Origin of the sequence: Kutzneria chonburiensis (genome assembly GCF_028622115.1) — a bacterium.
In the GTDB taxonomy this organism is placed as follows: domain Bacteria; phylum Actinomycetota; class Actinomycetes; order Mycobacteriales; family Pseudonocardiaceae; genus Kutzneria; species Kutzneria chonburiensis.
The window spans coordinates 1,541,182-1,564,761 of the sequence record NZ_CP097263.1; the positions used below are offsets into that span (position 1 = coordinate 1,541,182).

Below are 23,580 nucleotides of genomic sequence, written 5' to 3' on the forward strand. Positions count from 1 at the left end.
ATGAAGTTGTTCCGCTGGGCAACGACGCTCGGCGTCGTCCTGACGCTGACGGCCTGTGGCTCGACCGTCAAGACCGTGGACCAGGCCCCGGCGGCCGGGTCCAACGCCGGCGCGCTCGTCGGCGTCACCATGCCGACCAAGTCGTCGGAGCGCTGGATCCACGACGGCGACAACATCAAGTCGGCGCTGGAGAAGCTCGGCTACAAGGTGGACCTCCAGTACGCCGAGAACGACATCCCGACCCAGGCCAACCAGATCGAGAACCAGATCACCAAGGGCGCCAAGGCGTTGATCGTGGCCTCCATCGACGGCACCGCGCTGACCACCCAGCTCCAGGACGCCGCCGACCGGCACATCCCGGTCATCGCCTACGACCGCCTGATCCGCAACACGTCCAATGTGGACTACTACGCCACCTTCGACAACTTCAAGGTCGGCGTGGAGCAGGCCACCTCGCTGCTGACCGGCCTGAAGCGCAAGGACCCCGACCTCAAGGGCCCGCTCAACATCGAGCTGTTCGCCGGCTCGCCGGACGACAACAACGCCACCTTCTTCTTCAACGGCGCGATGTCCGTGCTCAAGCCGTACCTGGACAAGGGCTCGCTGGTGGTCAAGAGCGGCCAGACCGACTTCGCCACCTGCGCCATCCTGCGCTGGGACCCGGCGACCGCGCAGAAGCGCATGGAGGACCTGCTCACCAAGACCTACAACGCCTCCACCAAGGTCGACGGCGTGCTCTCGCCGTACGACGGTCTGTCCATCGGCATCCTGTCCGCGCTCAAGAGCAACGGCTACGGCACCGCCGGCCAGCCCTACCCGGTGGTGACCGGCCAGGACGCCGAGGTCGCCTCGGTCAAGTCGATCATCGCGGGGGAGCAGTACTCCACCGTGTTCAAGGACACCCGCCAGCTGGCCAAGACCTCGGTCGACATGGCGCAGGCCCTGCTGACCGGCGGCAAGCCGCAGGTCAACAACACCAAGGACTACGACAACGGCAAGAAGGTCGTGCCGTCCTTCCTGCTCCAGCCGGTGATCGTGACCAAGGACAACTACCAGGCCACGCTGGTCGACTCCGGCTACTACACCGCCGGCCAGCTGAAGTAGCGGCCATGCTGACGATGACCGGTATCGGCAAGTCGTTCCCGGGCGTGCGGGCGCTGGCCGAGGTGAGCCTGTCCGTGCGCCGCGGCGAGATCCACGCCATCTGCGGCGAGAACGGCGCCGGCAAGTCCACGCTGATGAAGGTGCTCTCCGGCGTCTATCCACAGGGGACGTACGACGGCGAGTTCTCCTTCGAGGGCACCGTGTGCCGGTTCGGCGGCATCCGGGACAGCGAGCGCGCCGGCATCGTGATCATCCACCAGGAGCTGGCGCTGTGCCCGCAGCTGTCGATCGCGGAGAACATCTTCCTCGGCAACGAGCAGGCCACCGGCGGGCTGATCGACTGGAACCGCACCAACCACCGGGCGGCCGAGCTGCTCGACCGGGTGGGGCTCAAGGAGCCGGCGGTCACGCCGGTCGGCGAACTCGGTGTTGGCAAGCAACAACTCGTCGAGATCGCCAAGGCACTGTCCAAAAAGGTCAAACTGCTGATCCTGGACGAGCCGACCGCGGCGCTGGGCGCGGACGACTCCGCGCACCTGCTCGATCTGCTGCGCGGCCTCCGGGCCGACGGTGTGACCAGCGTGATCGTCTCGCACAAGCTCAACGAGATCATGGCGATCGCCGACTCGATCACCATCATCCGCGACGGCCGGACGATCGAGACCATGGCCGTCGGCGAGGCCACAGAGGACCGGATCATCGCCGGCATGGTCGGCCGTGACCTGGAGCACCGTTTTCCACCGCATGAACCGAAAATCGGCACCGAGGCGCTGCGTATCGAGGACTGGACGGTGCACAACCCGACCCGGCCCGACCATGTCGTGGTCGACCGGGCCAACCTCGTGCTGCGGCGCGGGGAGATCGTCGGGCTGGCCGGGCTGATGGGCGCCGGCCGCACCGAGTTGGCCATGAGCGTGTTCGGCCGGTCCTACGGCCGCGACATCTCCGGCCGGCTGGTCAAGGACGGCCGGCCGATCGAGGCCCGCTCGGTGCGGGAGGCCGTGGCGCACGGCATCGCCTACGTCACCGAGGACCGCAAGCGCTACGGCCTCAACCTGATCGAGGACGTCAAGCGCAACATCTCCGCGGCGGGCCTGTCCCGGCTGGCCCGCCGCGGCTGGGTCAACGAGAACGAGGAGTACCGCGTCGCCGGCATGTTCCGGCGCAGCATGAACATCAAGGTGCCGACGGTGAGCACGGTGACCGGCACCCTGTCCGGCGGCAACCAGCAGAAGGTCGTGCTGTCCAAGTGGATCTTCACCGATCCGGACGTGCTCATACTCGACGAGCCGACCCGCGGCATCGACGTCGGCGCCAAGTACGAGATCTACTCGATCATCAACCGGCTGGCCGACGAGGGCAAGGCCGTGCTGGTCATCTCCTCGGAGCTGCCCGAGCTGCTCGGTCTGTGCGACCGGATCTACACCCTGTCGGCCGGGCGGGTCACCGGTGAGCTGAGCCGGGCGGAGGCCACCCAGGAACGGTTGATGCAGCACATGACCAGGAATCAGGAGCAACACCCATGAGCACCGTCGAGGCGGAGCGGATCTCCGGCACGATCGGCCGCGCGCCGCGCCGATTCTCGTTCAACCCGAGACAGAGCGGCATCTATGTGGCGTTCGCGCTGATCATCGTGCTGTTCTCGGTGCTGACCGGGGGCACGATGCTGCAACCGGAGAACATCTCCAACATCATCGTGCAGAACTCGTACGTGCTGATCCTGGCCATCGGCATGATCCTGATCATCATCGCCGGGCACATCGACCTGTCCGCCGGCTCGGTGGTAGCGGTGACCGGCGCGGTGTCGGCCGTGCTGATGGTCAACCTGCACGTGCCGTGGCTGCTGGCGCTGCTGATCACGTTGGTGGTCGGCGGCGTGATCGGCGCCTGGCAGGGGTACTGGATCGCGTACTTCGGCATCCCCGCGTTCATCGTGACGCTGGCCGGCATGCTCGTGTTCCGGGCGTTAACGCTAACAGTGTTGGGAAACCAGGGGATCGGCCCGTTCCCGGACCCGATCCGCACGCTGTCCAACGGTTTCACCGACGGCTACCTCGGCAACGTCGGCCTCGGTCCGCTGGGCGGCGCGGACCTGCTCAGCCTGCTGGTCGGCGTGCTCGTGGTGGCCGGCATCGCCTTCTCCCAGTGGCGGGCGCGACGGGGACGCCTCCAGTACCTCCAGGCGGTCGACCCGCTGCCGGTGTTCCTGCTCAAGATCGGCGGGGCCGGCGTTGTGGTGCTGGCGGTCGTCGTGCAGTTGGCCCGCTTCAAGAACATCCCGTGGGTGCTGGTGCTGCTGGCCGCGCTGGTGCTCGGGTACTCGCTGCTCACCACGCGGGCCGTGTTCGGCCGCCGGATCTACGCCATCGGCGGCAATCTCCAGGCGGCCACGCTGTCCGGCGTCAAGGTCAAGTCGGTGGTGTTCTGGATCTTCGTGAACATGGGCGTGCTGTCGGCCCTGGCCGGGGTGATCTTCGCCGGCCGGCTCAACCAGGCCGGGCCGACCGCCGGCACCTCGTTCGAGCTGGACGCCATCGCGGCGGCGTTCATCGGCGGCGCGGCCGTGCAGGGCGGCGTGGGCAAGGTGATCGGCGCCATCACCGGCGGCCTGATCATGGCCGTGATCAACAACGGCATGTCGCTGATCGGCGCGCCCAGCGAGCAGGTGATGCTGGTCAAGGGCCTGGTGTTGCTGGCGGCGGTGGCCTACGACATCTGGACCAAGCGCCGCGCGACCCGTTCATGACCGTGAAAATGTTGAATCTTGACGGACTGTGGTTGGTTCCTTAGCTTTCATGCTGGTTTCGGTGCAGAGTGGCACTCCCAGGAGGCAGGACATGCGCTTACCCAGAACACTGCTGGCGCTGCTCGGCAGTGTCGCGTTGGCGCTGACCGGGGTGGTGTCGCCGGCAGTGGCCAGGCCGGCGCCGGTCAAGGCCAGCCACTCGATCAGCTACGACGGTTACTCGTTCCTGATCGACGGCAAGCGGACCTACCTGTGGTCGGGGGAGTTCCACTACTACCGGCTGCCCAGCCCGGACCTGTGGCTGGACGTGTTCCAGAAGATGAAGGCGGCCGGCTTCAACGCCACCTCGCTGTACTTCGACTGGGGTTACCAGTCGTCGGCCCAGGGCGTGTACGACTACAGCGGCGTCCGGGACATAGACGAAGTCTTGAACATGGCGGAGAAAGCCGGGCTGTACGTGATCGCCCGGCCCGGGCCGTACATCAACGCCGAGGTGGACGGCGGCGGGTTCCCGACCTGGCTGTCCACCACGCCGGGGCACACACGCTCGGCCGACCCGACCTATCTGGCCTACTCCGACGAGTGGCAGTCGCAGATCGACGGCATTCTCAAGCGCCACCAGCTCACCGACGGTGGCGGCAGCGTGATCGCCTACCAGGTCGAGAACGAGTACTACAACGGCAGCGACGCCGGCCGCACGTACATGAAGCACCTTGAGGACAAGGCCAAGGCCGACGGTATCAAGGTTCCGTTGACCGGCAACAACAACGGCACCTTCAACTCGGGCGCGGCGGCGCTGGACGTGGACGGCCCGGACTCCTACCCGCAGGGCTTCGACTGCTCGAACCCGACGACCTGGAACGGCGTCCCGGACATCAGCTACGACCACCCGGCCGGCAAGCCGTTGTACACGCCGGAATTCCAGGGCGGCGCGTTCGACCCGTGGGGCGGGCCGGGCTACGCCAAGTGCGGGCAGCTGATCAACGACCAGTTCGCGAACGTGTTCTACAAGCAGAACATCGCCGCCGGGGCGACTGCCCAGAGCTTCTACATGCTCTACGGCGGCACCTCGTGGGGCTGGAGCGCGATCCCGCAGAACTACACCTCCTACGACTACGGCGCGGCGATCACCGAGAGCCGGCAGCTCGACCCGAAGTACTACGAGGACAAGCTGATCGGCGAGTTCACGCAGTCGGTGGCGCCGCTGACCAAGACCGACGGCCTCGGGTCGGCCCCGCTCACCTCCGGCGCGCTGACCGACACGGCCCGCATCAACCCCGACACGCACACCCAGTTCCACACGGTGCGGCACAGCAACTCCACGTCAACAGCGACCGACACCACCCACATCGCGCTCGACCTCGCCGCGCATTCCGGTTATACGTACGACGATCCAGCCGTGGCGTACACCGGCTCCTGGAGTCATGTCGGACCGGAGCAGAACTACACCGGCGGCGACTACCTGCACACCGAGTCGTTCTCGAACACGGCCGGTGATAGCGTTAACATTCCTTTCACCGGCGGCGGAATCCGGTGGATCACGTCCAAGGACGGCAACCACGGCATCGCCGATGTGTACCTGGACGGGACCAAGGTCAGCACCGTCGACCTGTACTCGGCGTCCAAGCAGAACCAGCTGACCGGTTACGAGGTCCGCGGGCTGGCCGACGGCCCGCACACGCTGAAGATCGTCGTCACCGGCCAGAAGAACCCGTCCGCCTCGGGCGCCTTTGTCGTGGTCGACGCGGTCGACCTGCTGTCCGCGGCGACCAACGACTACTACCCCTCGGTGCCGCAGCAGCCGGACACCGGCATCACGCTCAACGGTCGCCAGTCGAAGATCCTGGTCGCCGGCTACGACCTCGGCCAGTCGCGGATGCAGTACACGACGTCCGAGCTGATGACCAACGCCACCATCGGCAACCGCGATGTCGCCGTCCTGTACGGGGATGCCGGCCAGCCGGGCGAGACCGTGCTGCGCTACGCCAAGCAGCCGACCGTGACCGTGCTGGGCGGGGACGCCACGAGCACCTGGGACGCCGCTCGCGGTGATCTCCGGCTGAACTACGTCCACAAGGGACTCACGCGCGTGCTGGTCAGCGAGCCGGGCGCCCGTCCGCTGCTGCTCCTGCTGGGAGACAAGGCAACCGCGGAAACGTTCTGGCGGCAGGACACCGCCGCCGGGCCGGTGCTGGTCCGCGGCACGCACCTGCTGCGCACCGCCACCACCTCTGGCGGCACGCTGGCCCTGACCGGCGACACCGACACCGACGGCTCGGTCGAGGTGTTCAGCACCGCCGGCAAGATCACGTGGAACGGCCGCGACGTCCGGACCCAGACCACGAGCAGCGGCAGCCGGACCGGCACGCTGCCGGTGGCCAAGCCCGTCACGCTGCCGGCGCTGACCAACTGGAAGCACCAGCAGGAATCGCCGGAGAGCCAGCCCGGCTTCGACGACTCCCGCTGGCCGGTGGCCGACAAGATGACGTCCAACAGCAGCACGGTCGCCGGCTCGCTGCCGGTGCTGTTCGCCGACGACTACGGCTTCCACACCGGAAACACCTGGTACCGCGGCAAGTTCGTGGGCGACGGCACGCAGACCGGCATCACGCTGTCGTCGCAGAGCGGCGGCTCGGCCGGCGCGACCTCGGTGTGGCTCAACGGAACCTTCCTCGGTAGCTCGACCACCACCCAGCACACCTTCGCCTTCCCGGCGTCGGCGCTGCGCAAGGGCGACAACGAGCTGTCCGTGCTGACGGTGAACATGGGGCACGACGAGGATTACGGATCCAACAACGGCAACAAGGCGGCCCGCGGCCTCATCGGCGCACGGGTCACCGGCTCGCCGCTGACCTCCGTGACCTGGCGTCTCCAGGGTGCGAACGGCCTCGACCAGGTGCGAGGGCCGTTGAACACCGGTGGCCTGTACGGCGAGCGCACCGGCGAGTCGCTGCCGGGCTACCCCGACGGCAAGTGGCCGGCCGCCACGCTGCCGGCCAAGGACACCACGCCCGGCGTTTCCTGGTACCGCACCAACGCCCACCTCGACCTGCCGCGCGGCCAGGACACCTCCGTCGGCATCACGATCACCGACGACCCGTCGCGGCAGTACCGGGCGTTGATCTTCGTCAACGGCTGGCAGATGGGCCAGTACATCAACTACCTCGGGCCGGAGCACAGCTTCCCGATCCCCAACGGCGTGCTCAACCCCAACGGGGACAACACGATCGCCATCGCGGTGTGGAACCTGGACGGCAGCACCGGCGGTCTCGGGTCGGTGCAGCTGACCAACTACGGCAGCTATGCCTCGCCGCTCATGGTGCGGCAGAACAACTCTCCGGGCTACGACCGGCAGAAGTACGTCGTGCCGCCCGCGCCGCGGAGTTCGGTGACCCTCCAGGTCCCCAACACCGCGTCCAGCGGCCAGCAGTTCACCGCTACCGCGACCGTCCAGACGCGGGAGCGCGCGGGGGACGCCACCCTGACCGCGCCCGCCGGCTGGACCGTCGGACCCGTGACCCGTAACGGAAACACGTTCTCGTGGCCGGTGACCGCCGGCGCGACCGCCCCGGCGGCGTTGAAGGTGACGGCCAAGGTCGGCTACGCGACCGTGACCGACGAGCGGATCGTCGGCGCCATCCCGGCCCCGCCGCCGAGCGGGCAGGTGGCGGTGAGCAGCCTGCCGTTCCTGGCTGCCACCAACGGTTGGGGCCCGGTGGAACGGGACACCAGCAACGGCGAGGCCGATGCCGGCGACGGCAAACCGATCACCATCGCCGGTGTGCAGTACCCGAAGGGTTTGGGTACCAACGCCGTCAGCGACGTGCAGTTCTATCTCGCCGGCAAGTGCAGCCGCTTCACCGCGTCGGTCGGCGTCGACGCGGAGGCCGGCGGGTCCGGCACGGTGACGTTCACCGTGCGCATAGACGGCACAACCCTTGCCACCACGCCGGTTATGCACGGCAACCAGGCTGCCGCCGCCGTCGACGTCCCGGTCACCGGCGGCCAGGTGCTCGACCTCGAGGTCGGGGACGGCGGCGACGGAAACGGCCTCGACCACGCGGATTGGGCGGTTCCGACGCTGACCTGCGCGTGACCCTGGTATGTATGGCGGATGCGTTTTGCGGTAACCGGTAGCACCGGTCGGATTGGCGGCCGGGTGCTGCAACTGCTGGCCGAGGCTGGACAGCCCGACGTTGTCGGGCTGTCCAGCCGTAACGCCTCCTACGACGATCCGGCGGCGTTGCGCGCGGCGCTGACCGGCGTCGACACGCTGGTGTTCGTGTCCAGCGACGGCGAGGCCGCCCGCGTCGTTGTGCACCACCGCAACGTCATCGAGGCGGCCGTCCACTGTGGAGTACGGCATGTCGTACTGCTCAGCGGCATTGACGTCGATCTCAAGTCGCCGTTCTGCTACGCGTTCACCAACGGCGACACCGAGCGCATGCTGCGCGCCTCAGGCTGTCAGTACTCCATCGTTCGGGCCGGGCTGTTCACGGAGTTCTTCGAAGGGCTGATCCGCCAGGTCGCGGTGGACGGCGTGGTCGCCATCCCGGCCGGCGAAGTCTCGCTGGTGCGGCGTGACGAGGTCGCGCGTAGCCTGGCCGACTTGGCGCTGCGTGGGCCCACCAACGGGCATCACGACGTGGCCGAGCCGCCGCGACCGGTGTCGAGCATTGTCGCCGATGCCGGATATTCCTTTGTGGACACTACGCTGTCCGAGTTCGCGATCGCGTTGCACCGCCTCGGCGAAGAGCCGTGGTGGATCTACGCCTACACGAGCATGTTCGAAGCCGTTCGCCAGGGGCGCTGGACACTTCGCTAGTGCCCCGCGGACAACGCGGCCCAGAACGCGCACTGGTGTTCGGCCGCCAGATCGACGGTCTGCGACCGACCCGGGGCGAATGCCGGCACGGCAACGTCGCCGGGCCGGAATCGAGGCCAGGCCGGGAGCCCCGGTCCGTTGGGATTGCCGGTCCACGCGAAGCGTGACCAGTAGCCGATCATGCGGTCGGCCAGCGCCTGCTGCGCCGGCTTGTCGAGGTGGCCGAACAGGTACTGGAGTTCGGCGCCGTGGTACGCGCCGAGTGGGAAGAGCGGATTCGGCCACCCCGGCGCGTTGTCGTCGGCGAATTCGTCGGCGTAGGTGGGTACCAGGCCGCTGGCGAACTGGTCGGTGCCGAGCGAGGTGCAGGAGAAGAACCAGTCCGTGGTGGATCGGGCGAAGGTGAGCGCGGGGTTGTCGCCGGCCGGGTAGTGGGCCAGGACCTGCGGTGCGGCGGCCTTGAACACGCCGGTCTGGAGCTGCGCGTACTGGTCCGCGGTGATCCCGTCGGGGTACTGCTGGGCGATCAGGATCGTTGCCTCGTCACGATTGCTGCTGACCAGCAGTGGCACCCGGTTGAACTGTCCATTGTGGAAGGCGTCGGCCGGCTTCACCGGAATCACCGAGCCGCCCCAGACCGGATGCCAGCTGTAGGTCGGGCTGTACGGAATCGCCGCGGCGGCGGCCAGCAACTCGTCCGGTGTCTTGCTACGCAAGCAAACCAGGTCGGTGCAGCCGAGTTGGGCGGTGAGGGCGGTGCCGTTGCGCTCGGCGATCGCCTTGTCCGGTTCCGGCGCCAGGCACCCACCGCTTTCGGTGATGGCCCGCTGGAACAGTCCGGCCGCGCCGGGGGAGGCCAGGTTCATGCAGACACTGGCCCCGCCGGCCGACTGTCCGAACAGCGTGACATTGCCTGGATCGCCGCCGAAGGCCGCCGCGTTGGCCTTGACCCAGCGCAGCGCCGCCTGTTGGTCCTGGATGCCGTAGTCGCCGGACTGATCGCCGCCTTCGGCGTCCAGCGCCGGATGGGCGAGAAAGCCCAGTACGCCGAGGCGGTAGTTCAGCGTCACGACGATCACGTGTGCCTTGGCGGCGAAGCTGCGGGGATCGATGTCGTTGCCGGCTCCCGAGATGAAGCTGCCGCCGTGCAGCCACACCATCACGGGCAGCCGATGGGCTTCCGGCGGCGTGGAAACGTTGAGATACAAGCAGTTCTCGTCGGTATGAGGCTCGCCCGGCGCCTGCGGACACGCGTTGCCGGGGGCCGTCGCGTCCAAGGTCTGAGTCCACGGTTGGACCGGTTCCGGCGGCCGCCAGCGCAATGCGCCCACGGGCGGGGCCGCGTAGGGAATCCCTTGGTACGAACGATAGTTAGCGGTAACAGTACCGTGGATCGGACCGTCGGTGGTGGTGACGGTCGCGACCGGGCAGGGGGTGAGCAGTCCGGCCAGCAGGGTGAGCACGAGAAGCTTCGGCATGGTTAGTACGCTAAAGCGTACTAACAGGAGGTCGCCACCGAATTTCCGGTCGGGTGTCGAGATACGGTCGGCCCGTTTCGTCCTCGGGCCCGCGAGCCCGGCCGACCGGCGATTTCTCGCCGGCCGGCTCCGTGACCTCGACTAGGCCTTGCGTCCGAGGAAGGCCAGCAGGCGGGTCTGCTCGTCGGCGTCGTCCGGCGGCGTCAGCTCCGGGCCGAAGAAGCCCGGCTGGCGGATGACGTTCGCCCGTGACCACTCGAACGCCGCCGACACCGCCGCCGGGTCGAGGACAATCGGTCGGGCCAGTGCGGTGGCGATGTCCCAGGTGTGCGTGACGGTGTCGCTGAGCAGCAACGTCACCACGCCGACCAGCGGAATCTCCCCGACTCCCGGCAGCGACACCGGCTTGACCAGTGTTTCCTCGGTCAGCGTCGCCGACGCGGTGGCGCGCGCTTCCCGCCATGACTCGACCGGGTCGCCGTCGACCACCACCCCTGGATGCGCCGCACCCGGGGCGCCACGGTGCTCGGCGTAGTCCTCGCCGGTCGCCCACGCCCTCAGCTGCCGCTGCGCCCAGATCACGTGCCCGGCGACGTCCCGCACCGACCAGTCCGGGCAGGTCGACGGCGTTTCCCACTGGTCGGGTCGGACGCCGGCCAGCACCGCGTCGAACCCGTCCTGGGCGCGCCCGTACAGCTCCATCACGTTCATCGGTGATCCCCTTCTTGCCGTGCGTACACCTCAAGGACGAACGGCGGCGGCCCATCAGGACAGAACGCGGCGACCGATTTCCGCCAGCTTCGTCGCGTCCGTGATCGGCAGACTCGGGGCATGACCAAGTACGAGCGGCGGGTCGCCGCGGCGGACTGGGCGGCGGTGACGGCCGAGCTCGACGACTACGGCTGCGCGCTGCTGCCGCGGCTGCTCACGCCAGCCGAGTGCGCCCGGATGATCGCCCTGTGGCAGTCCCCGGAGCGGTTCCGCGCCGAGATCAACCTGCGGCGGCACCGGTTCGGCGACCATGGCGACTACCGGTACTTCGCTGAGCCTTTCCCCGAGGCCGTGGCGGAGTTGCGGCAGGCTTTGTATCCGCGACTGCTGCCCATCGCTCGTGACTGGTACCAGCGGCTCGGCCGTCCCACCGAGTGGCCGGAGAGCTTGGACGAGTGGCTCCGGATCTGCCACGACGCCGGGCAGACCCGGCCGACCCCGATCCTGTTGCGCTACGAGACCGGCGGTTGGAACGCCTTGCACCGGGATCTGTACGGGGACAAGGTGTTCCCGCTCCAGGTCGTGATCAACCTCAGCGCGCCCGGCGAGGACCACACCGGCGGCGAGTTCCTGCTCGTCGAGCAGCGGCCGCGGGCCCAGTCGCGCGGCACCTCAACCCTCATCCCCCACGGGCACGGCCTCGTCTTCACCACCCGCGACCGTCCCGTTCAGGGCTCCCGCGGCTGGTCCGCCTCGCCGGTTCGACACGGCGTATCGGCCGTCCGTTCAGGTTTGCGGCACACCCTCGGGCTCGTCTTCCACGACGCCACCTAGCGTTAGCGAACGATCTCGGACACGCGTTCGAGCCGTGACGGCAGACCTGGTCAGGTGAACGGGAACTCGCGGACGGCGTCGTCGGCGTCGCGGAGGCGGCGAGCCGGTCCAGCTCGCCGGCGTCGACGAGGTGGCCGTGCCCGTTGATCAGGTCGGTGATGTCGATCCGGTCCTGGTTGGTCAGCGGCCTCGTTCGCCCCCGGCTAAGATGAGACACGGTCCGGTTAGCTCGACGGTAACGGACCATGTCCCCGGTTAGCAAGGGTGGGTCGATGCGAGCGGATGCCCGGCGCAACTACGAGCGGCTGCTGGACGAGGCGCGGACCGCGTTCGCCGAGTTCGGCGTGGATGCCTCGCTCGACGACATCGCGCGTCGGGCCGGCGTCGCCAGCGGGACCCTGTACCGGCATTTCCCGACCCGGTTGGACCTCGTCGAGGCCGTGCTGGCCGACCAGATCGCCAAGCTGGCCGAGCTCGGGCGCGTTCTGCTGGACTCGGACGACGTCGTCGGTGCCGTGCGGGCGTGGCTGGGGGCGACCATCGCGCACGGCATGACCTATCGGGGGCTCGCGGCCGAGGTGATGAACTCGGCATTGAGCAGCGAGGTGTTGTCCGAGCTGCACGGCCAGTTGTTCGAGGTCGGGGCCGCGTTGCTGGACCGCGCCTTCCAAGCCGGCGCGATCGTCGCCGTCGACGAGACCGACGTGCTGGGCATGGCCGGCGGCATCGCCTGGGCTGCCCGTGACGATGCAGCGCAGGCGGACCGACTGCTCTCGCTGCTCATGAACGGCCTCCGCCAGCCATGACGCATGGCCCTAGGCGTTGCCACGGCGAAGGCGTTCGGGTGCCTGCTCAAGGAGCGCGGTGGTGGCCAGCGGGGCTTGACCGTGCAGCGCCTCCCAGCGCGCGTTGTGGGCGGCCGGCCACAGGCTGGCGGCCCAGGCGACCTCCAGCTCGGCGCCGCTGAAAGGGCGGCGGAAGTCCTGATAGGCGGCGAGGAACGCCTCGGAGCTGGCGACCGGGGCCAAGGTGGGCTGGCTGGAGTTGGCAAACGAGCCACTGGCCGCGCCGACCAGGGCGGCCTCGGGTTGCCAGGTGAGGCTGTCCCAGTCGTGCACGACATGGACGTCAAAACCCCGCCAGCGCAGGTTCTGGGCCTCGAAATCGCCGTGTCCCAGGACGGAGGGGAGCCCGGCGGCGAGCAGCCGGCGACGGACGCGGACGGCGGTCTCCCCGACGTGAGGCGGAACCGCCGACTGGGCAAGGGAATCGAGGATGGGGATGGTCGGCCACAAGCCCGGATCGGAGTGATCCCACCGAATCCAGCGCGGATTAGGCAGCGGGGGAGCGACCGTGACCGCGGCGAGCGTGGTCATCAGGTGGGCAAAGACCGAGGCATAGCGGACGGCGACATCGGGACCGTCGCCGGGCAGAACCTCGCCGCCGGGACGGAACTCCTCGGCGTGCACGGCCACCGTGCCGACCCGGGTCACGGGCGTCAACGGCCGGGCACAAGGAAAGCCGAGCGAAGCCAACCGGAGCTGGGCGGCCACGCAAGCCGCCTCCCGCCCCTCGGCGGGACGTGACTTGACGACGACCTCCCGGCCGTCGGCCAGGCGAACGCCGGCCACCGTGGAAATCGACGTGACCTCGAACAGCGTCGCCGCGACCGAACTCCCCAGCTGCGCAAGACACCACGCCGGCAACCAGTCCATGGTGACGACTGTGCCAGCAAAGTCCTCCGGCGGGGCCGAAACCCCACCGGAGGACACGAGAAACTCAGCCGGCGGAGCCGGTCTGCACGGCCTTCCAGGCGCCGTTGGTGACGGCGTAGGCGGTCAGCACCTTGTTCTTGCTGTCGCCGTACTGGTCGAAGCCGACCGCGCCGGTGGCGCCATCGGCGGTGTAGGAGCCGATGTTCTTGATCAGCGTGTCGCGCAGGGAGTTGCTCCAAGTGCCGTCGCCGATGGTCTTGGCCACGCTGGCGATGATGGCGTTGGCGGCGTCATAGGCGAAAGCGCCGTAGGCGGCGTAAGGATCCTGGTAGCCCTTGGCGTTGTACGCCTTGATGAAGTTCTGCGCGGTGGGCAGCTGGTCGGTTGGCGCGCCGACCGAGGTGGCGACGTCGCCCTCCTTGCCGCCGAGGCTGATGAACTTGGGATCGAAGTCGCCGTCGCCGCCGACCAACGGGCCGGTGATGCCGAGCGTGGCGGCCTGCCTGGACAGGGGGCCGGCGACCGGGTACTCGCCGCCGAAGTACATCGCCTCCGGCTTGTGCGACTTGACCTTGGTCAGCACCCCGGAGAAGTCGGTGTCGGTGTCGCTGACCTGCTCGCGGTCCACGATGGTGGCCCCGTCCTTGGCCGCCTGCTTGGCGAACTCGTCGGCCAGGCCCTTGCCGTAGGTCTTGCCGTCGGTGATGATCGCGATCTTCTTCTTGCCCAGCTTGTTCACCAGGTAGTCGGCGCCGTACGGGCCCTGCAGCGCGTCGGTGGTGCAGACCCGGAAGTACGAGTCGAACTGGCGCTTGGGCGCCGCGGCGTTGTCGCCGATGGTCAGCGACGGGTTGGTGTTGGCCGGCGACACCTGCGGGACCTTCTTCGCCGCCAGCACCGGCTGCACGACCTGCGCCACCGAGGAGTTGTACGTGCCGACCACGCCGACCACGGAGTCGTCGGCCGCCAGCTTGCCCGCGGCCTGGGCGCCGACCTGCGGCGTGGCCTGGTCGTCCTCGCCGACCATGGTCAGCTTGTAGCCCTTCACCGTGCACTTGGCGTTGGCCTCGTCGACGGCCAGCCCGGTGGCGTTGCGGATGCCGAGGCCCACCGCGGACAGATTGCCGGTCAGCGGGGCCACCACCCCGACGACCAGGTTGCCCTTGCTGGTGTCGCAGCCGCCGGTGGCGCCGGCTTCGGTCTTGTTCGTGCCGCAGGCGGCCAGCAGCAGCAGGACGGCGGGCGCCACCGCGAGCCGCGCAACGCGAGATGACATCACAGAAACCTTTCACACACTGGAAAAGACCCCAGGCAGCCGGGAGTGCTACTGGTGGTGCCGGCGGATTCGGCGCAGCGGACGATCAGGTGTCCACGGCGAACGCGAGCCTACGACGGAGAACCTCCGGTGAGTGTTGGTCGCCTTCCCGCCGACCCGTTTGTCTGCACGATCGGTCACACGGGTGATCCCGCTGGTCGATACCGGTATCCGGTGGCCGAAAATCCGGTGTTTCGCCCTTGTGGGCAAGGAATGTCCCGTCCCGTTCGCGCAGTGGGCGAGTCGAACACCCGTATCGGGACGGAAAAGCCTAGGATTCGGACTCCACAAAGGACGTCGGCGCCCGTACCACCAGGTGGAAGTCGTTCAGCCACAAGGCGGGTACCTCGGCCGACGTCCGCAGGCACGGCAGGTCGGCCGAGACTTCGAGGCGTGCCAACCGAAGTCGTCCGTGCCCGATGCCGTAGAAGAACCGTGACCCGAGGCCGAAAGCCGGGGCGACGAACGGCACCCGGGCCGACCATCGAGGACTGCCCGAGAACCTGACGTCCAGTCGACCGTCCTGCGCCGTCATGGTGAGGCCTCGGTTCCGCCAGGTGAACGTGGCGAGTTCCTTGGGCAGTCCCCAGATCTCCCGGCCGCCCCACAGCGATTCCACGCTGTCCACCCAGATCCCGTGCACCCACAGGCCCACGCGAAAGCCGCGCCGCACCACGCTGCCGACGAACACCTCGTTGTAGCTGAGGGTGCCTTCGCGATACCGGACGACCGCGAGCACCATCCGCGGGCCGCCGACCGGCAGCGGGGCGATCCACATCGTGCCGGTGGACCACTACGGCGCGGGCGGATAGGTCTGCATACCCACGATGCTGCCATCGAACACGCCGGTCCGCCCGGCGGTGATGTCAATTCTGTAATCGGCGGTTCGCCCGGCTGGAGCACGGCGTTGTCCTGTTGTCATACGTACTGTTCGTGAGATGAATGTCCAGGTGAGGGCCGGGTTGCCGGGCATATGTGGGGTCCTCGCGCAATGGTTGACATTTGACTTGCCGAATTGACATTTGACGCGCGCGATAGGAGTTCGATGGTGACATTAGGGCGGATCGCGGCCGCGGTGGCCGTTGCGGCCGCGGCGGCGCTGGTCGGCACGACGGGAACGGCCCCGGCGGCGGTGGCCAAGGCGGTGGCCAAGACCGGGCCGATCTCGGTGGCCTACGTCGAGGTCAACAACAACAGCATGACCAACGTCGGCAAGTACACGCTGGCCAAGGGCGGCAACGTCTTCGACGTCGCGGTGATCTTCGCCGCCAACATCAACTACGACACCACGACCAAGTCGGCGTACCTGTACAACAACCCGAACGTGCAGCGCACGCTGGACAACGCGGCCACCGAGATCAAGCCGCTGCAGGCCAAGGGCATCAAGGTGATGCTGTCGATCCTGGGCAACCACGAGGGTGCAGGCTTCGCCAACTTCCCGAGCCAGGCCGCGGCGGCCGCGTTCGCCAAGCAGCTGTCCGACACCGTCACCAAGTACGGCCTCGACGGCATCGACTTCGACGACGAGTACGCCGAGTACGGCAACAACGGCACCGGCCAGCCCAACGCCAGCTCGTTCGTCTACCTGGTCACGGCCCTGCGCAACCTGATGCCGAACAAGCTGATCTCGCTGTACAACATCGGGCCCTCGGCCTCGCGGCTGAGCTACAACGGGGTGAGCGTGGACTCGAAGTTCAACTATGCCTGGAACCCGTACTACGGAACCTGGGGCGTGCCGGCGATCAAGCTGCCCAAGTCGGGCCTCTCGCCGGCGGCCATCGAGATCGGCGCGACGGCCACCAGCACGGCGGCCGACCTCGCCCGGCGCACGGTGTCCGGCGGCTACGGCGTGTACCTGACGTACAACCTCAACGGGACCGACCAGCACACCTACATCTCGAGCTTCACCAACGTGCTCTACGGCAGCGCTGCGGTGTACAAGAAGTAGTCGAAACGCGGCTACCGCTCACACGTGAGGTGGGCGGTAGCCGTCGACCTGGAGCCCGCGGAAGTCGAGCTGGTTCGCCGTCTTGCCGACGAAGACCAGCCCGCGGGCGTCGGTCAGGGCCTGCGGGAACGAGTACGACGGCTGGCCGAGCTCGGGCAGCCAGGTCCAGCTGGTCGGCGCGAAGCTGAAGAACCGCTTCACGATCTTGCCGCCGGTGGCCGGGATCTTGGTGACCCACTTGTCGCCGCCGCTCCAGTGCGAAGCCGGCCGCAGCTGAACGTACAGATCGTCGGTGGCGCTGTAGGTCAGGGCGAAGCCCTTGGACCGAGTCAGGTCGGCCTGTGCGTCGAACTGGTTGCCCAGCCACAGCACGGCCACATGCCACTCGGCGTTGAGGAAGGCCACCTTGGCCGCGTAGCCGTGGCCCTGGCGTACGAGCAGACTGCCGGTCGCCGGCACGGTCGTGCCCTCGCCGGAGGCCAGCCACTGGGTGTAGCCGTCGATCGAGGGCGTAGTGCAGGGGGAGGCGTAGGCCGGTGCGCCGACCAAGGTCGACAGCACGCAGGCGAGCGCCACTAACGTCCTGGTGATCATGCTCGGGAAGCTAGCAGGGCCGCCGGCTCCGCTGGAGGGCCAGAAACGCTATGCTGCCCCGAACGATCAAACGATCAGAAGGGCGATCATGCGGGAACCGGGCGAGGAGCGGCGGCGGCGGATACTGGCCGCGGTCGACGGCCGTGGGCAGGCTCGGGTCACCGATCTGGCCGCTGAGCTGGACGTTTCCATCGTGACGGTGCGCCGCGACGTGGAGCAGCTGGCCGTGGACGGCAAGCTCGCGCGCGGCCACGGCGTGGTCCGGTCGCTGCACGCGCCGCCGCCACTGCGCCCCAAGGACAACGCGGTGGCCTTGGTGATCCCCGAGCGGCACGCGTACCTGGACGAGGCGGTCAACGGTGCCCGCGCCGCGCTGGAGGCGGCCGGCATGCGGGCCGTGCTGCACATCGCGCCGCGGGTCGCCGGGGCCGAGCGGCCGATCGCGGAGCGGATCGTCGCCGACGGGGTGCGCGGCCTGCTGATTGCGCCGCGCTGGCGGACGTTGGCCGACGAGGAGGCCGACTACCGGTGGCTCGCCGGGCTGGACGTCCCGGTCGTGTTGATGGAACGCCAGCCTCGCCCCGGCAGTGTGCTGCACGAGACCGATTCGGCCTGCACCGATCACTGGTACGGCATGCACATGGCGGTCGACCACCTGGTCGGGCTCGGCCACCGTCGCCTGGTGCTGGCGGCCCGGGACGACAGCCCGACCGCCCGCACGCTGCGGTCGGCTTTCGTCGAGATCTGCGCGGCCCGGCCGGAGATCGAGGACTGGGCGATCACGCTCAGCGCCCCGGACGCGTGCGCCGATCCGACCGTGCCGGACATCTCGCCGCCGGTGGTCGAGCTGATCCGGTCGGTGGCGGCGACGGCCGCGATCATGCACAGCGATGTCGACGCGTTGATGCTGTGTCAGCAGCTCGAGGCGGCCGGGATCCGGGTGCCGGCGAACTGCTCGGTGGTGGCCTATGACGACGTCGTCGCGCCGATGGGCAGCACCGCTCTGACCGCCGTCGCGCCGCCCAAGGCCGAGGTCGGGCGGGCGGCGGCCGAGCTGCTGCTGGCTCGGCTGGCCGACCGGGGCCGGCCCCGGCGGGTGGCCGTGCTGCCCGAACTGAAGATCCGCGCCTCGACTGTGAGCGTTTGATCGAATTATCGGGTATGATTGACCGTAAAGCGTTCATCCGCACATACTCGGGTCGTGCGTCGACCCCGAACCGCTCTCGCCATGGCTCCGGCCGCTGCCGCCGCCGTGCTCGACGAACCCGCGCTGGCCGCCCTCCGCCGGGTGTGTGAGCTGGTCCCTGGACCGGCCCTGGACGACCTCGGCTCGGCGCGGGCTCGTGCCGTGTTGCGGAACACCGAAGTGCTGGTCACCGGCTGGGGCTGCCCGCCGTTGGACGCCGCCGTGTTGGCCACGGCGCCACGGCTGCGCGCGGTGGTGCACACCGGCGGCTCCGTGCGCGGGCACGTCACCGACGAATGCTGGGCGCGGGGTATCGAGGTCTCCTCGGCGGCCGGGGCCAATGCGCTGCCGGTCGCCGAGTACACGGTCGCGATGATCCTGCTGAGCGGCAAGAAGGTTCTGGAACGGGCCCGCGAGTACCGGGCCGCGAGGCAGGTGGAGGACTGGCTCACGGTGCCGGCGAACGTCGGCAACTACGACCGCACGGTCGGCATTCTGTCCGCGTCGATGATCGGTCGCCGGGTGATCGAACTGTTGCGGCAGCACAGTTTCCGGATCCTGCTGCACGATCCGTACGTCAGCGCGGCCGAGGCCACCCACCTCGGCGCCGAAGCGGTTGGTCTGACCGACCTGTTCGCGTGCAGCGACATCGTCAGTGTGCACACTCCGCTGTTGCCGGCCACCCGTGGGCTGGTGAGCCGGGACCTGATCGCGTCGATGCGCCCGGACGCCATGCTGATCAACACCGCTCGCGGCGCGATCGTCGATCAGGACGCGTTGGCCGAGGCCACCGCCGCCGGCCGCGTGCGTGCGGTGCTCGACGTCACCGAGCCGGAGGTGCTGCCGGCCGGCCATCCGTTGTGGGAGCACGACAATGTGCTGATCACACCGCACCTCGCCGGCTCGCAGGGCACCGAGTGGCGTCGCCTGGCCACGGCCGCGGTCGCCGAAGTGGCGCGGTGGGCGGCGGGCCGGGGTTTCGCGCATCCGGTGCCGCCGGAGTCGATGGGGCGCAGCGCATGACCGCGGACCGCGAGCTCAGCCCCCACACCGGCTATACCCGCCGGCACTGGGAGGCGGTCGCCGACGGCCTCGTCGAGGCGGCGTGGCGGTGGGCGAGCCCCCACGGAGCGCTGCTCGACCTGCCGGGTCCGCCCTCGTCCAACGGAGTGCGCTCGGACGGGCTCGAAGGCTACGCCAGGACTTTCCTCGCTGCGGCGTTCCGCATCGCGGGCGCGGGCGGCGACGACCCGCACGGCTGGCTGGAGCGCTACGCCGAGGGCATCGGCGCCGGCACCCGCACGCCCGGCCGCGACGACGCCGAGTCGTGGCCGGTGATTCTTGACCATGACGTCGCCGGCCAACCCATGGTGGAGTCCGCCTCGGTGGCGCTCGGCCTGCGGCTGACCCGGCCGTGGCTGTGGGACCGCCTCGACGAGCCGACGCAGGACCGCGTCGAGTACTGGCTGCGCGGTGCGCTCAGGCACGTGCCGTCGCCCAACAACTGGTACCTGTTCCCGTTCACCGTGGCCGGTTTCCTGGACTCCGTCGGCCGCGGCGACGCCGAGACCGCCCATGCCCGTTGGCGTGCGCTCGAGCTGCTGGACACGTGGTACCAGGGCGATGGCTGGTACTCGGACGGTGACGGCCGGGCCTTCGACTACTACAACGGCTGGGCGCTGCACCTCTACCCGGTGCTTGACGGGTACTTGGCCGGCAAAGCGGATGGCGAAAGGCTGCGGCGACATCTGGCCGACCTGTCGCTGATGTTCGGCGGCGACGGCGCGCCGCTGCACTTCGGGCGGTCGCTGACCTACCGGTTCGCCGCCACGGCGGCCGTCGGCCTCGGGGCGGTCACCGGCGAAACGCCGTTGGCCCCAGGGGTTTCCCGTCGGCTGCTCAGCGGCACGCTGCGGTACTTCCTCGACCACGGCGCGGTCGACGCGACGGGGTTGTTGTCCGTCGGCTGGCACGGTGCGCATCCGCCGACCGCGCAACACTACTCCGGTCCGGGGTCGCCGTACTGGGCAGCAAAGGCCTTCGTGTGCCTGCTCGCCGGGCCAGATCATCCATTGTGGACTGATATGGAACTGCCGGCACCGGTTGAGGAGGCCGACCACGTTGTGGCGATGCCGACGCCGGGCCTGCTGCTTCAGTCCACTGTGGCCGACGGCATCGTCCGGCTGCACAACCATGGCAGCGATCACGTGCGCCCGGAGGAGGGCGAGTCGGCGGCCGGCGACGATCCCCACTACGGCCGGCTGGCCTACTCCACCCGGACCGGGCCGACCGCGCGCGGCAACATCGCCGACAACCACCTCAACGTCATCGTGGACGGGATCGGCAGCGTGCGGCGGCGTATCCACCCGCTGGACAGCGGGCCGGACTGGGCTGCTTCCTGGCATCGGCCCGTGTTCGTGTCGGGATCGCCGATGCGGCCGGGCCTGCGGGTGGAAAGCTTCACGCTGGCCCGCGGGCCGTGGGAGCTGCGCGTGCATCGCGTGATCGCCGCACCCTGCGGCAGCCGGGTCGAGCTGACCGGCTGGGCGGCGGCGGAGGACCTGACATCGTTGCTGTTTCCCCTCCACGGCTGGGAGTCCGCCGACATGGCCCGAGCGCCGCACGGCACGGCGTTCACCCGGTGGGCCACGACGCCCCGGCTCGGCGCGGATGTCGAAGGCACCGCCCTGTTCGTCGCGCTGGCCGTGCTCACGGCCGATACGCCGCCGTCGCCGCCGCTCGTCGAAGTCCCCGACGACGAGCTGGTTCTCGTGCACTGGCGGGACGGCCGGCACACCCGAATCGCCCTCGATCCCTTGGTGGTGACCCACTCGTGAGAAGAGTCCTGCTGGTCATGACCGCCGCCCTGGTTGTCGGCCTCGCGCCGCCGGCCCATGCCGACGGCTATGAACGCGTGCTCAACGGCTCATTCGCCGCCGGCAAGTCGCCATGGTGGAGCAGCGGCAGCACACCGTCCCGAGTGGACACCGGCCGGCTGTGCGCCGACGTCCCGGCGGGCACGGCCCATCCGTGGGACTCGATGATCGGCCAGAACGACATCCCGCTCGAGGCCGGCCAGCCGTACACGCTGCGGTTCACGGCCTCCGCCACGGCGAACGTGACGATCCGCGCCGGCCTGGCGCTGGCCGTGCCGCCGAACACGACCATGTTCACCAAGACCGCCGCAGTCACCAGCACGCCGAAGTCCTTCACCCTCACCGGCACCGCCACGACCGCCACCCTCAGCGGCCAACTGGGCTTCCAGCTGGGCGCGAACGGCGGCGCTTACACCTTCTGCCTGGACGACGTCTCTCTGACCGGTGGCCTGATCCCACCGGGCGGTGGGCACGACTACGGCTCGCCGGTGCGGGTGAACCAGCTCGGCTACCTCCCGTCCGGGCCCAAGCAAGCGTCCATTGTGGATCCGGCGACCCGACCGCTGCGCTGGCAGCTGCGCGACAACACCGGCAAAGTCGTTGACGGGGGCCGCACGCGGGTGCAGGGCGACGACGCCATGTCCGGCGATCACGTGCACATCGCCGACTTCTCCACCTTCCGGCGCAGCGGGCGCGGCTACACCCTGGCGGTCGGCGCGGCGGTCAGCGAACCCTTCGACATAGCCGAAAACCTCTACGACTCACTGCGCCGCGATGCGCTGGAATACTTCTACCTCAACCAAAGCGGCATCCCGATCGACGCGCGGTACGCCGGACCGGCCTACGCGCGCCCGGCCGGGCACATCGGCGTTGCCCCGAACAAGGGCGACACCAGCGTGCCGTGCCTGCCCGGCACCTGCGACTACAGTCTCGACGTCTCGTTCGGCTGGTACGACGCCGGTGACCAGGGCAAGTACGTCGTCAACGGCGCACTGGCGGCCTGGCAGCTGATGGACATGCAGGAGCGGCAGCGCTCGGGCGACGGGCTGCTGTCCGTTCCGGAGAACCACAACGGCGTCCCGGACGTCCTCGACGAGTCCCGGTGGGAGATGGAATTCCTGCTGCGCATGCAGGTTCCGGCCGGGCAGGAGTTGGCCGGCATGGTGCACCACAAGATTCACGACCTGGCCTGGACGCCGCTGCCGACCATGCCGCAGGACGACCCGCAGCCGCGCTACCTGCACGCGCCGTCGACGGCGGCGACGTTGAACCTCGCGGCCGTGGGGGCCCAGTGCGCACGGGTATGGGCCAAGTGGGACAAGGCTTTCGCGCAGCGGTGCCTGACGGCGGCCAAGACGGCGTGGCAGGCGGCGTTGGCCCATCCCGCGATCTACGCGCCGGCCGACGACAGCGTGGGCGGTGGCGCGTACGCCGACACCGACGTGAGCGACGAGTTCTCCTGGGCGGCAGCGGAGTTGTATGCCACGACAGGGGATCGCACGTACCTGAGCCACCTCACGGCCGAGATCACCCCGGACGGGTTCTCGTGGCGTGACACCGCAGCGCTGACCGATCTGACCATCGTCCGGCTCCCGTGGCGGTTCCCACCGGACCGGGTGTTCAAGGCACGGGCCCGGATCCTCAAGGTGGCCGACGAGTACGTGGCGAATGTGCGGTCCCAGGGATATCCCAACCCGTACCGGCCCTCGGACGGCCGGTACGTGTGGGGTTCCAACAGTGCCACGGCCAACAACGCCCTGATCATCGCCACCGCTTACGACCTCACCGGCCGCCCCGGCTACCGCGACGCGGTGCTGGAGTCGATGGACTACCTGTTGGGCCGCAACGCGGTGAACCAGTCGTACATCACCGGCTACGGCGAACGGGCCAGCCACAACCAGCACAACCGGATCTTCGCCCACGAGCTGAATCCCGCGCTGCCCACCCCGCCGCCCGGCTCGCTGGCCGGCGGTCCAAACTCCGGCCTCGACGATCCGGTGGCGCAGCAGAACCTGCCGGGCTGCGCGCCGGCCAAGTGCTATCTCGACGAGATCGACTCGTACTCCACCAACGAGGTGGCGATCAACTGGAACTCCGCGCTGGCCTGGATCACCGCCTTCGCCGACGCTTGAAAGGAGGTCCACAATGAGGTGGACCGTCCCGGCAGTACTGCTGTTGCTGGCGTGCGCCGTCCCGGCGCACGCCGCCACGACCGGCTTCTACGTCAATCCGGACTCCGCCCCGGCGG

Annotated in this window: 18 protein-coding genes; 12 read left to right on the plus strand and 6 right to left on the minus strand. The window is 69.0% G+C overall.

The genetic code is table 11. The features are described from left to right. The 5 genes from chvE (at window position 1) to M3Q35_RS07280 (ending at window position 8,675) form a co-directional block, all read left to right on the plus strand. Window positions 1–1,104 carry a multiple monosaccharide ABC transporter substrate-binding protein gene (gene chvE, locus M3Q35_RS07260; RefSeq protein WP_273940873.1) on the plus strand — a complete coding sequence of 368 codons (1,104 nt, stop codon included), beginning with the start codon at window positions 1–3 and terminating at the stop codon, window positions 1,102–1,104. Between the two features lie 5 nt (window positions 1,105–1,109). Next, a complete protein-coding gene (mmsA, locus tag M3Q35_RS07265) occupies window positions 1,110–2,630 on the plus strand; it encodes a multiple monosaccharide ABC transporter ATP-binding protein (RefSeq protein ID WP_273940874.1) in 1,521 nt (506 codons plus the stop codon). Then, window positions 2,627–3,850 carry a multiple monosaccharide ABC transporter permease gene (gene mmsB / locus M3Q35_RS07270; RefSeq protein WP_273940875.1) on the plus strand — a complete coding sequence of 408 codons (1,224 nt, stop codon included), beginning with the start codon at window positions 2,627–2,629 and terminating at the stop codon, window positions 3,848–3,850. Before mmsA ends, mmsB begins: the two co-directional genes overlap by 4 nt. 91 nt (window positions 3,851–3,941) lie before the next feature. Next, window positions 3,942–7,946 carry a beta-galactosidase gene (locus M3Q35_RS07275; protein WP_273940876.1) on the plus strand — a complete coding sequence of 1,335 codons (4,005 nt, stop codon included), beginning with the start codon at window positions 3,942–3,944 and terminating at the stop codon, window positions 7,944–7,946. An 18-nt stretch (window positions 7,947–7,964) separates the two neighbouring features. Then, window positions 7,965–8,675 (plus strand): SDR family oxidoreductase, encoded by a 711-nt coding sequence (locus M3Q35_RS07280; protein ID WP_273940877.1) that lies wholly within the window; start codon window positions 7,965–7,967, stop codon window positions 8,673–8,675. On the opposite strand, the gene M3Q35_RS07285 is transcribed toward M3Q35_RS07280, so the two are convergent. Both M3Q35_RS07285 and M3Q35_RS07290 read right to left on the minus strand, forming a co-directional pair. Beyond that, complete coding sequence (locus M3Q35_RS07285; RefSeq protein ID WP_273940878.1) at window positions 8,672–10,153, minus strand: carboxylesterase/lipase family protein; 1,482 nt, start codon at window positions 10,151–10,153, stop codon at window positions 8,672–8,674. The genes M3Q35_RS07280 and M3Q35_RS07285 overlap by 4 nt on opposite strands. A gap of 141 nt (window positions 10,154–10,294) precedes the next feature. Continuing rightward, window positions 10,295–10,864 (minus strand): TIGR03086 family metal-binding protein, encoded by a 570-nt coding sequence (locus M3Q35_RS07290; protein ID WP_273940879.1) that lies wholly within the window; start codon window positions 10,862–10,864, stop codon window positions 10,295–10,297. A 120-nt stretch (window positions 10,865–10,984) separates the two neighbouring features. Between M3Q35_RS07290 and M3Q35_RS07295 the strand changes: the two genes are divergently transcribed. Further along, window positions 10,985–11,698: a 2OG-Fe(II) oxygenase gene (locus M3Q35_RS07295; protein WP_273940880.1), complete on the plus strand. Its 714-nt coding sequence runs from the start codon at window positions 10,985–10,987 to the stop codon at window positions 11,696–11,698. 272 nt (window positions 11,699–11,970) lie between these two features. Continuing rightward, complete coding sequence (locus M3Q35_RS07300; RefSeq protein ID WP_273940881.1) at window positions 11,971–12,504, plus strand: TetR/AcrR family transcriptional regulator; 534 nt, start codon at window positions 11,971–11,973, stop codon at window positions 12,502–12,504. Window positions 12,505–12,513: 9 nt separating this feature from the next. Here the strand turns inward: M3Q35_RS07300 and M3Q35_RS07305 are convergent, their stop codons facing one another. The 3 genes from M3Q35_RS07305 to M3Q35_RS07315 all read right to left on the minus strand — a co-directional run bounded on the left by M3Q35_RS07305 (window position 12,514) and on the right by M3Q35_RS07315 (window position 15,506). Further along, entirely contained in the window at window positions 12,514–13,413 is a 900-nt protein-coding gene (locus M3Q35_RS07305; RefSeq protein ID WP_273940882.1) for a phosphotransferase, read from the minus strand. Window positions 13,414–13,477: 64 nt separating this feature from the next. Continuing rightward, on the minus strand, window positions 13,478–14,689 hold the full coding sequence (locus tag M3Q35_RS07310) for a branched-chain amino acid ABC transporter substrate-binding protein (protein ID WP_273940883.1): 1,212 nt from the start codon (window positions 14,687–14,689) through the stop codon (window positions 13,478–13,480). A gap of 310 nt (window positions 14,690–14,999) precedes the next feature. After that, entirely contained in the window at window positions 15,000–15,506 is a 507-nt protein-coding gene (locus M3Q35_RS07315) for an acetoacetate decarboxylase family protein (RefSeq protein WP_273940884.1), read from the minus strand. Between the two features lie 267 nt (window positions 15,507–15,773). Between M3Q35_RS07315 and M3Q35_RS07320 the strand changes: the two genes are divergently transcribed. Beyond that, a complete protein-coding gene (locus M3Q35_RS07320; RefSeq protein ID WP_273940885.1) occupies window positions 15,774–16,676 on the plus strand; it encodes an endo-beta-N-acetylglucosaminidase H in 903 nt (300 codons plus the stop codon). Window positions 16,677–16,694: 18 nt separating this feature from the next. Here the strand turns inward: M3Q35_RS07320 and M3Q35_RS07325 are convergent, their stop codons facing one another. After that, window positions 16,695–17,270 carry a hypothetical protein gene (locus M3Q35_RS07325; protein WP_273940886.1) on the minus strand — a complete coding sequence of 192 codons (576 nt, stop codon included), beginning with the start codon at window positions 17,268–17,270 and terminating at the stop codon, window positions 16,695–16,697. A gap of 88 nt (window positions 17,271–17,358) precedes the next feature. Here M3Q35_RS07325 and M3Q35_RS07330 point away from each other — a divergent pair, with 88 nt between their 5' ends. The 4 genes from M3Q35_RS07330 to M3Q35_RS07345 are packed head-to-tail and all read left to right on the plus strand — an operon-like array spanning window position 17,359 to window position 23,464. Further along, the gene (locus tag M3Q35_RS07330; RefSeq protein ID WP_273940887.1) at window positions 17,359–18,417 is read left to right on the plus strand and encodes a substrate-binding domain-containing protein; all 1,059 of its coding nucleotides are present in this window, start codon (window positions 17,359–17,361) and stop codon (window positions 18,415–18,417) included. A 54-nt stretch (window positions 18,418–18,471) separates the two neighbouring features. Continuing rightward, the gene (locus M3Q35_RS07335) at window positions 18,472–19,479 is read left to right on the plus strand and encodes a hydroxyacid dehydrogenase (RefSeq protein ID WP_273940888.1); all 1,008 of its coding nucleotides are present in this window, start codon (window positions 18,472–18,474) and stop codon (window positions 19,477–19,479) included. Continuing rightward, entirely contained in the window at window positions 19,476–21,293 is a 1,818-nt protein-coding gene (locus M3Q35_RS07340) for a DUF2264 domain-containing protein (RefSeq protein WP_273940889.1), read from the plus strand. The genes M3Q35_RS07335 and M3Q35_RS07340 overlap by 4 nt, the downstream gene beginning before the upstream one ends. Beyond that, a complete protein-coding gene (locus M3Q35_RS07345) occupies window positions 21,290–23,464 on the plus strand; it encodes a glycoside hydrolase family 9 protein (RefSeq protein ID WP_273940890.1) in 2,175 nt (724 codons plus the stop codon). Before M3Q35_RS07340 ends, M3Q35_RS07345 begins: the two co-directional genes overlap by 4 nt. Window positions 23,465–23,580: the final 116 nt, after the last annotated feature.

Excerpts from the sequence above, each read along its gene's own strand:
- chvE (WP_273940873.1), top strand. The coding sequence starts at position 1 with ATGAAGTTGTTCCGCTGGGCAACGACGCTCGGCGTCGTCCTGACGCTG.
- mmsA (WP_273940874.1), top strand. The coding sequence starts at position 1,110 with ATGCTGACGATGACCGGTATCGGCAAGTCGTTCCCGGGCGTGCGGGCG.
- mmsB (WP_273940875.1), top strand. The coding sequence starts at position 2,627 with ATGAGCACCGTCGAGGCGGAGCGGATCTCCGGCACGATCGGCCGCGCG.
- M3Q35_RS07275 (WP_273940876.1), top strand. The coding sequence starts at position 3,942 with ATGCGCTTACCCAGAACACTGCTGGCGCTGCTCGGCAGTGTCGCGTTG.
- M3Q35_RS07280 (WP_273940877.1), top strand. The coding sequence starts at position 7,965 with ATGCGTTTTGCGGTAACCGGTAGCACCGGTCGGATTGGCGGCCGGGTG.
- M3Q35_RS07285 (WP_273940878.1), bottom strand. The coding sequence starts at position 10,153 with ATGCCGAAGCTTCTCGTGCTCACCCTGCTGGCCGGACTGCTCACCCCC.
- M3Q35_RS07290 (WP_273940879.1), bottom strand. The coding sequence starts at position 10,864 with ATGAACGTGATGGAGCTGTACGGGCGCGCCCAGGACGGGTTCGACGCG.
- M3Q35_RS07295 (WP_273940880.1), top strand. The coding sequence starts at position 10,985 with ATGACCAAGTACGAGCGGCGGGTCGCCGCGGCGGACTGGGCGGCGGTG.
- M3Q35_RS07300 (WP_273940881.1), top strand. The coding sequence starts at position 11,971 with ATGCGAGCGGATGCCCGGCGCAACTACGAGCGGCTGCTGGACGAGGCG.
- M3Q35_RS07305 (WP_273940882.1), bottom strand. The coding sequence starts at position 13,413 with ATGGACTGGTTGCCGGCGTGGTGTCTTGCGCAGCTGGGGAGTTCGGTC.
- M3Q35_RS07310 (WP_273940883.1), bottom strand. The coding sequence starts at position 14,689 with ATGTCATCTCGCGTTGCGCGGCTCGCGGTGGCGCCCGCCGTCCTGCTG.
- M3Q35_RS07315 (WP_273940884.1), bottom strand. The coding sequence starts at position 15,506 with ATGTGGATCGCCCCGCTGCCGGTCGGCGGCCCGCGGATGGTGCTCGCG.
- M3Q35_RS07320 (WP_273940885.1), top strand. The coding sequence starts at position 15,774 with ATGGTGACATTAGGGCGGATCGCGGCCGCGGTGGCCGTTGCGGCCGCG.
- M3Q35_RS07325 (WP_273940886.1), bottom strand. The coding sequence starts at position 17,270 with ATGATCACCAGGACGTTAGTGGCGCTCGCCTGCGTGCTGTCGACCTTG.
- M3Q35_RS07330 (WP_273940887.1), top strand. The coding sequence starts at position 17,359 with ATGCGGGAACCGGGCGAGGAGCGGCGGCGGCGGATACTGGCCGCGGTC.
- M3Q35_RS07340 (WP_273940889.1), top strand. The coding sequence starts at position 19,476 with ATGACCGCGGACCGCGAGCTCAGCCCCCACACCGGCTATACCCGCCGG.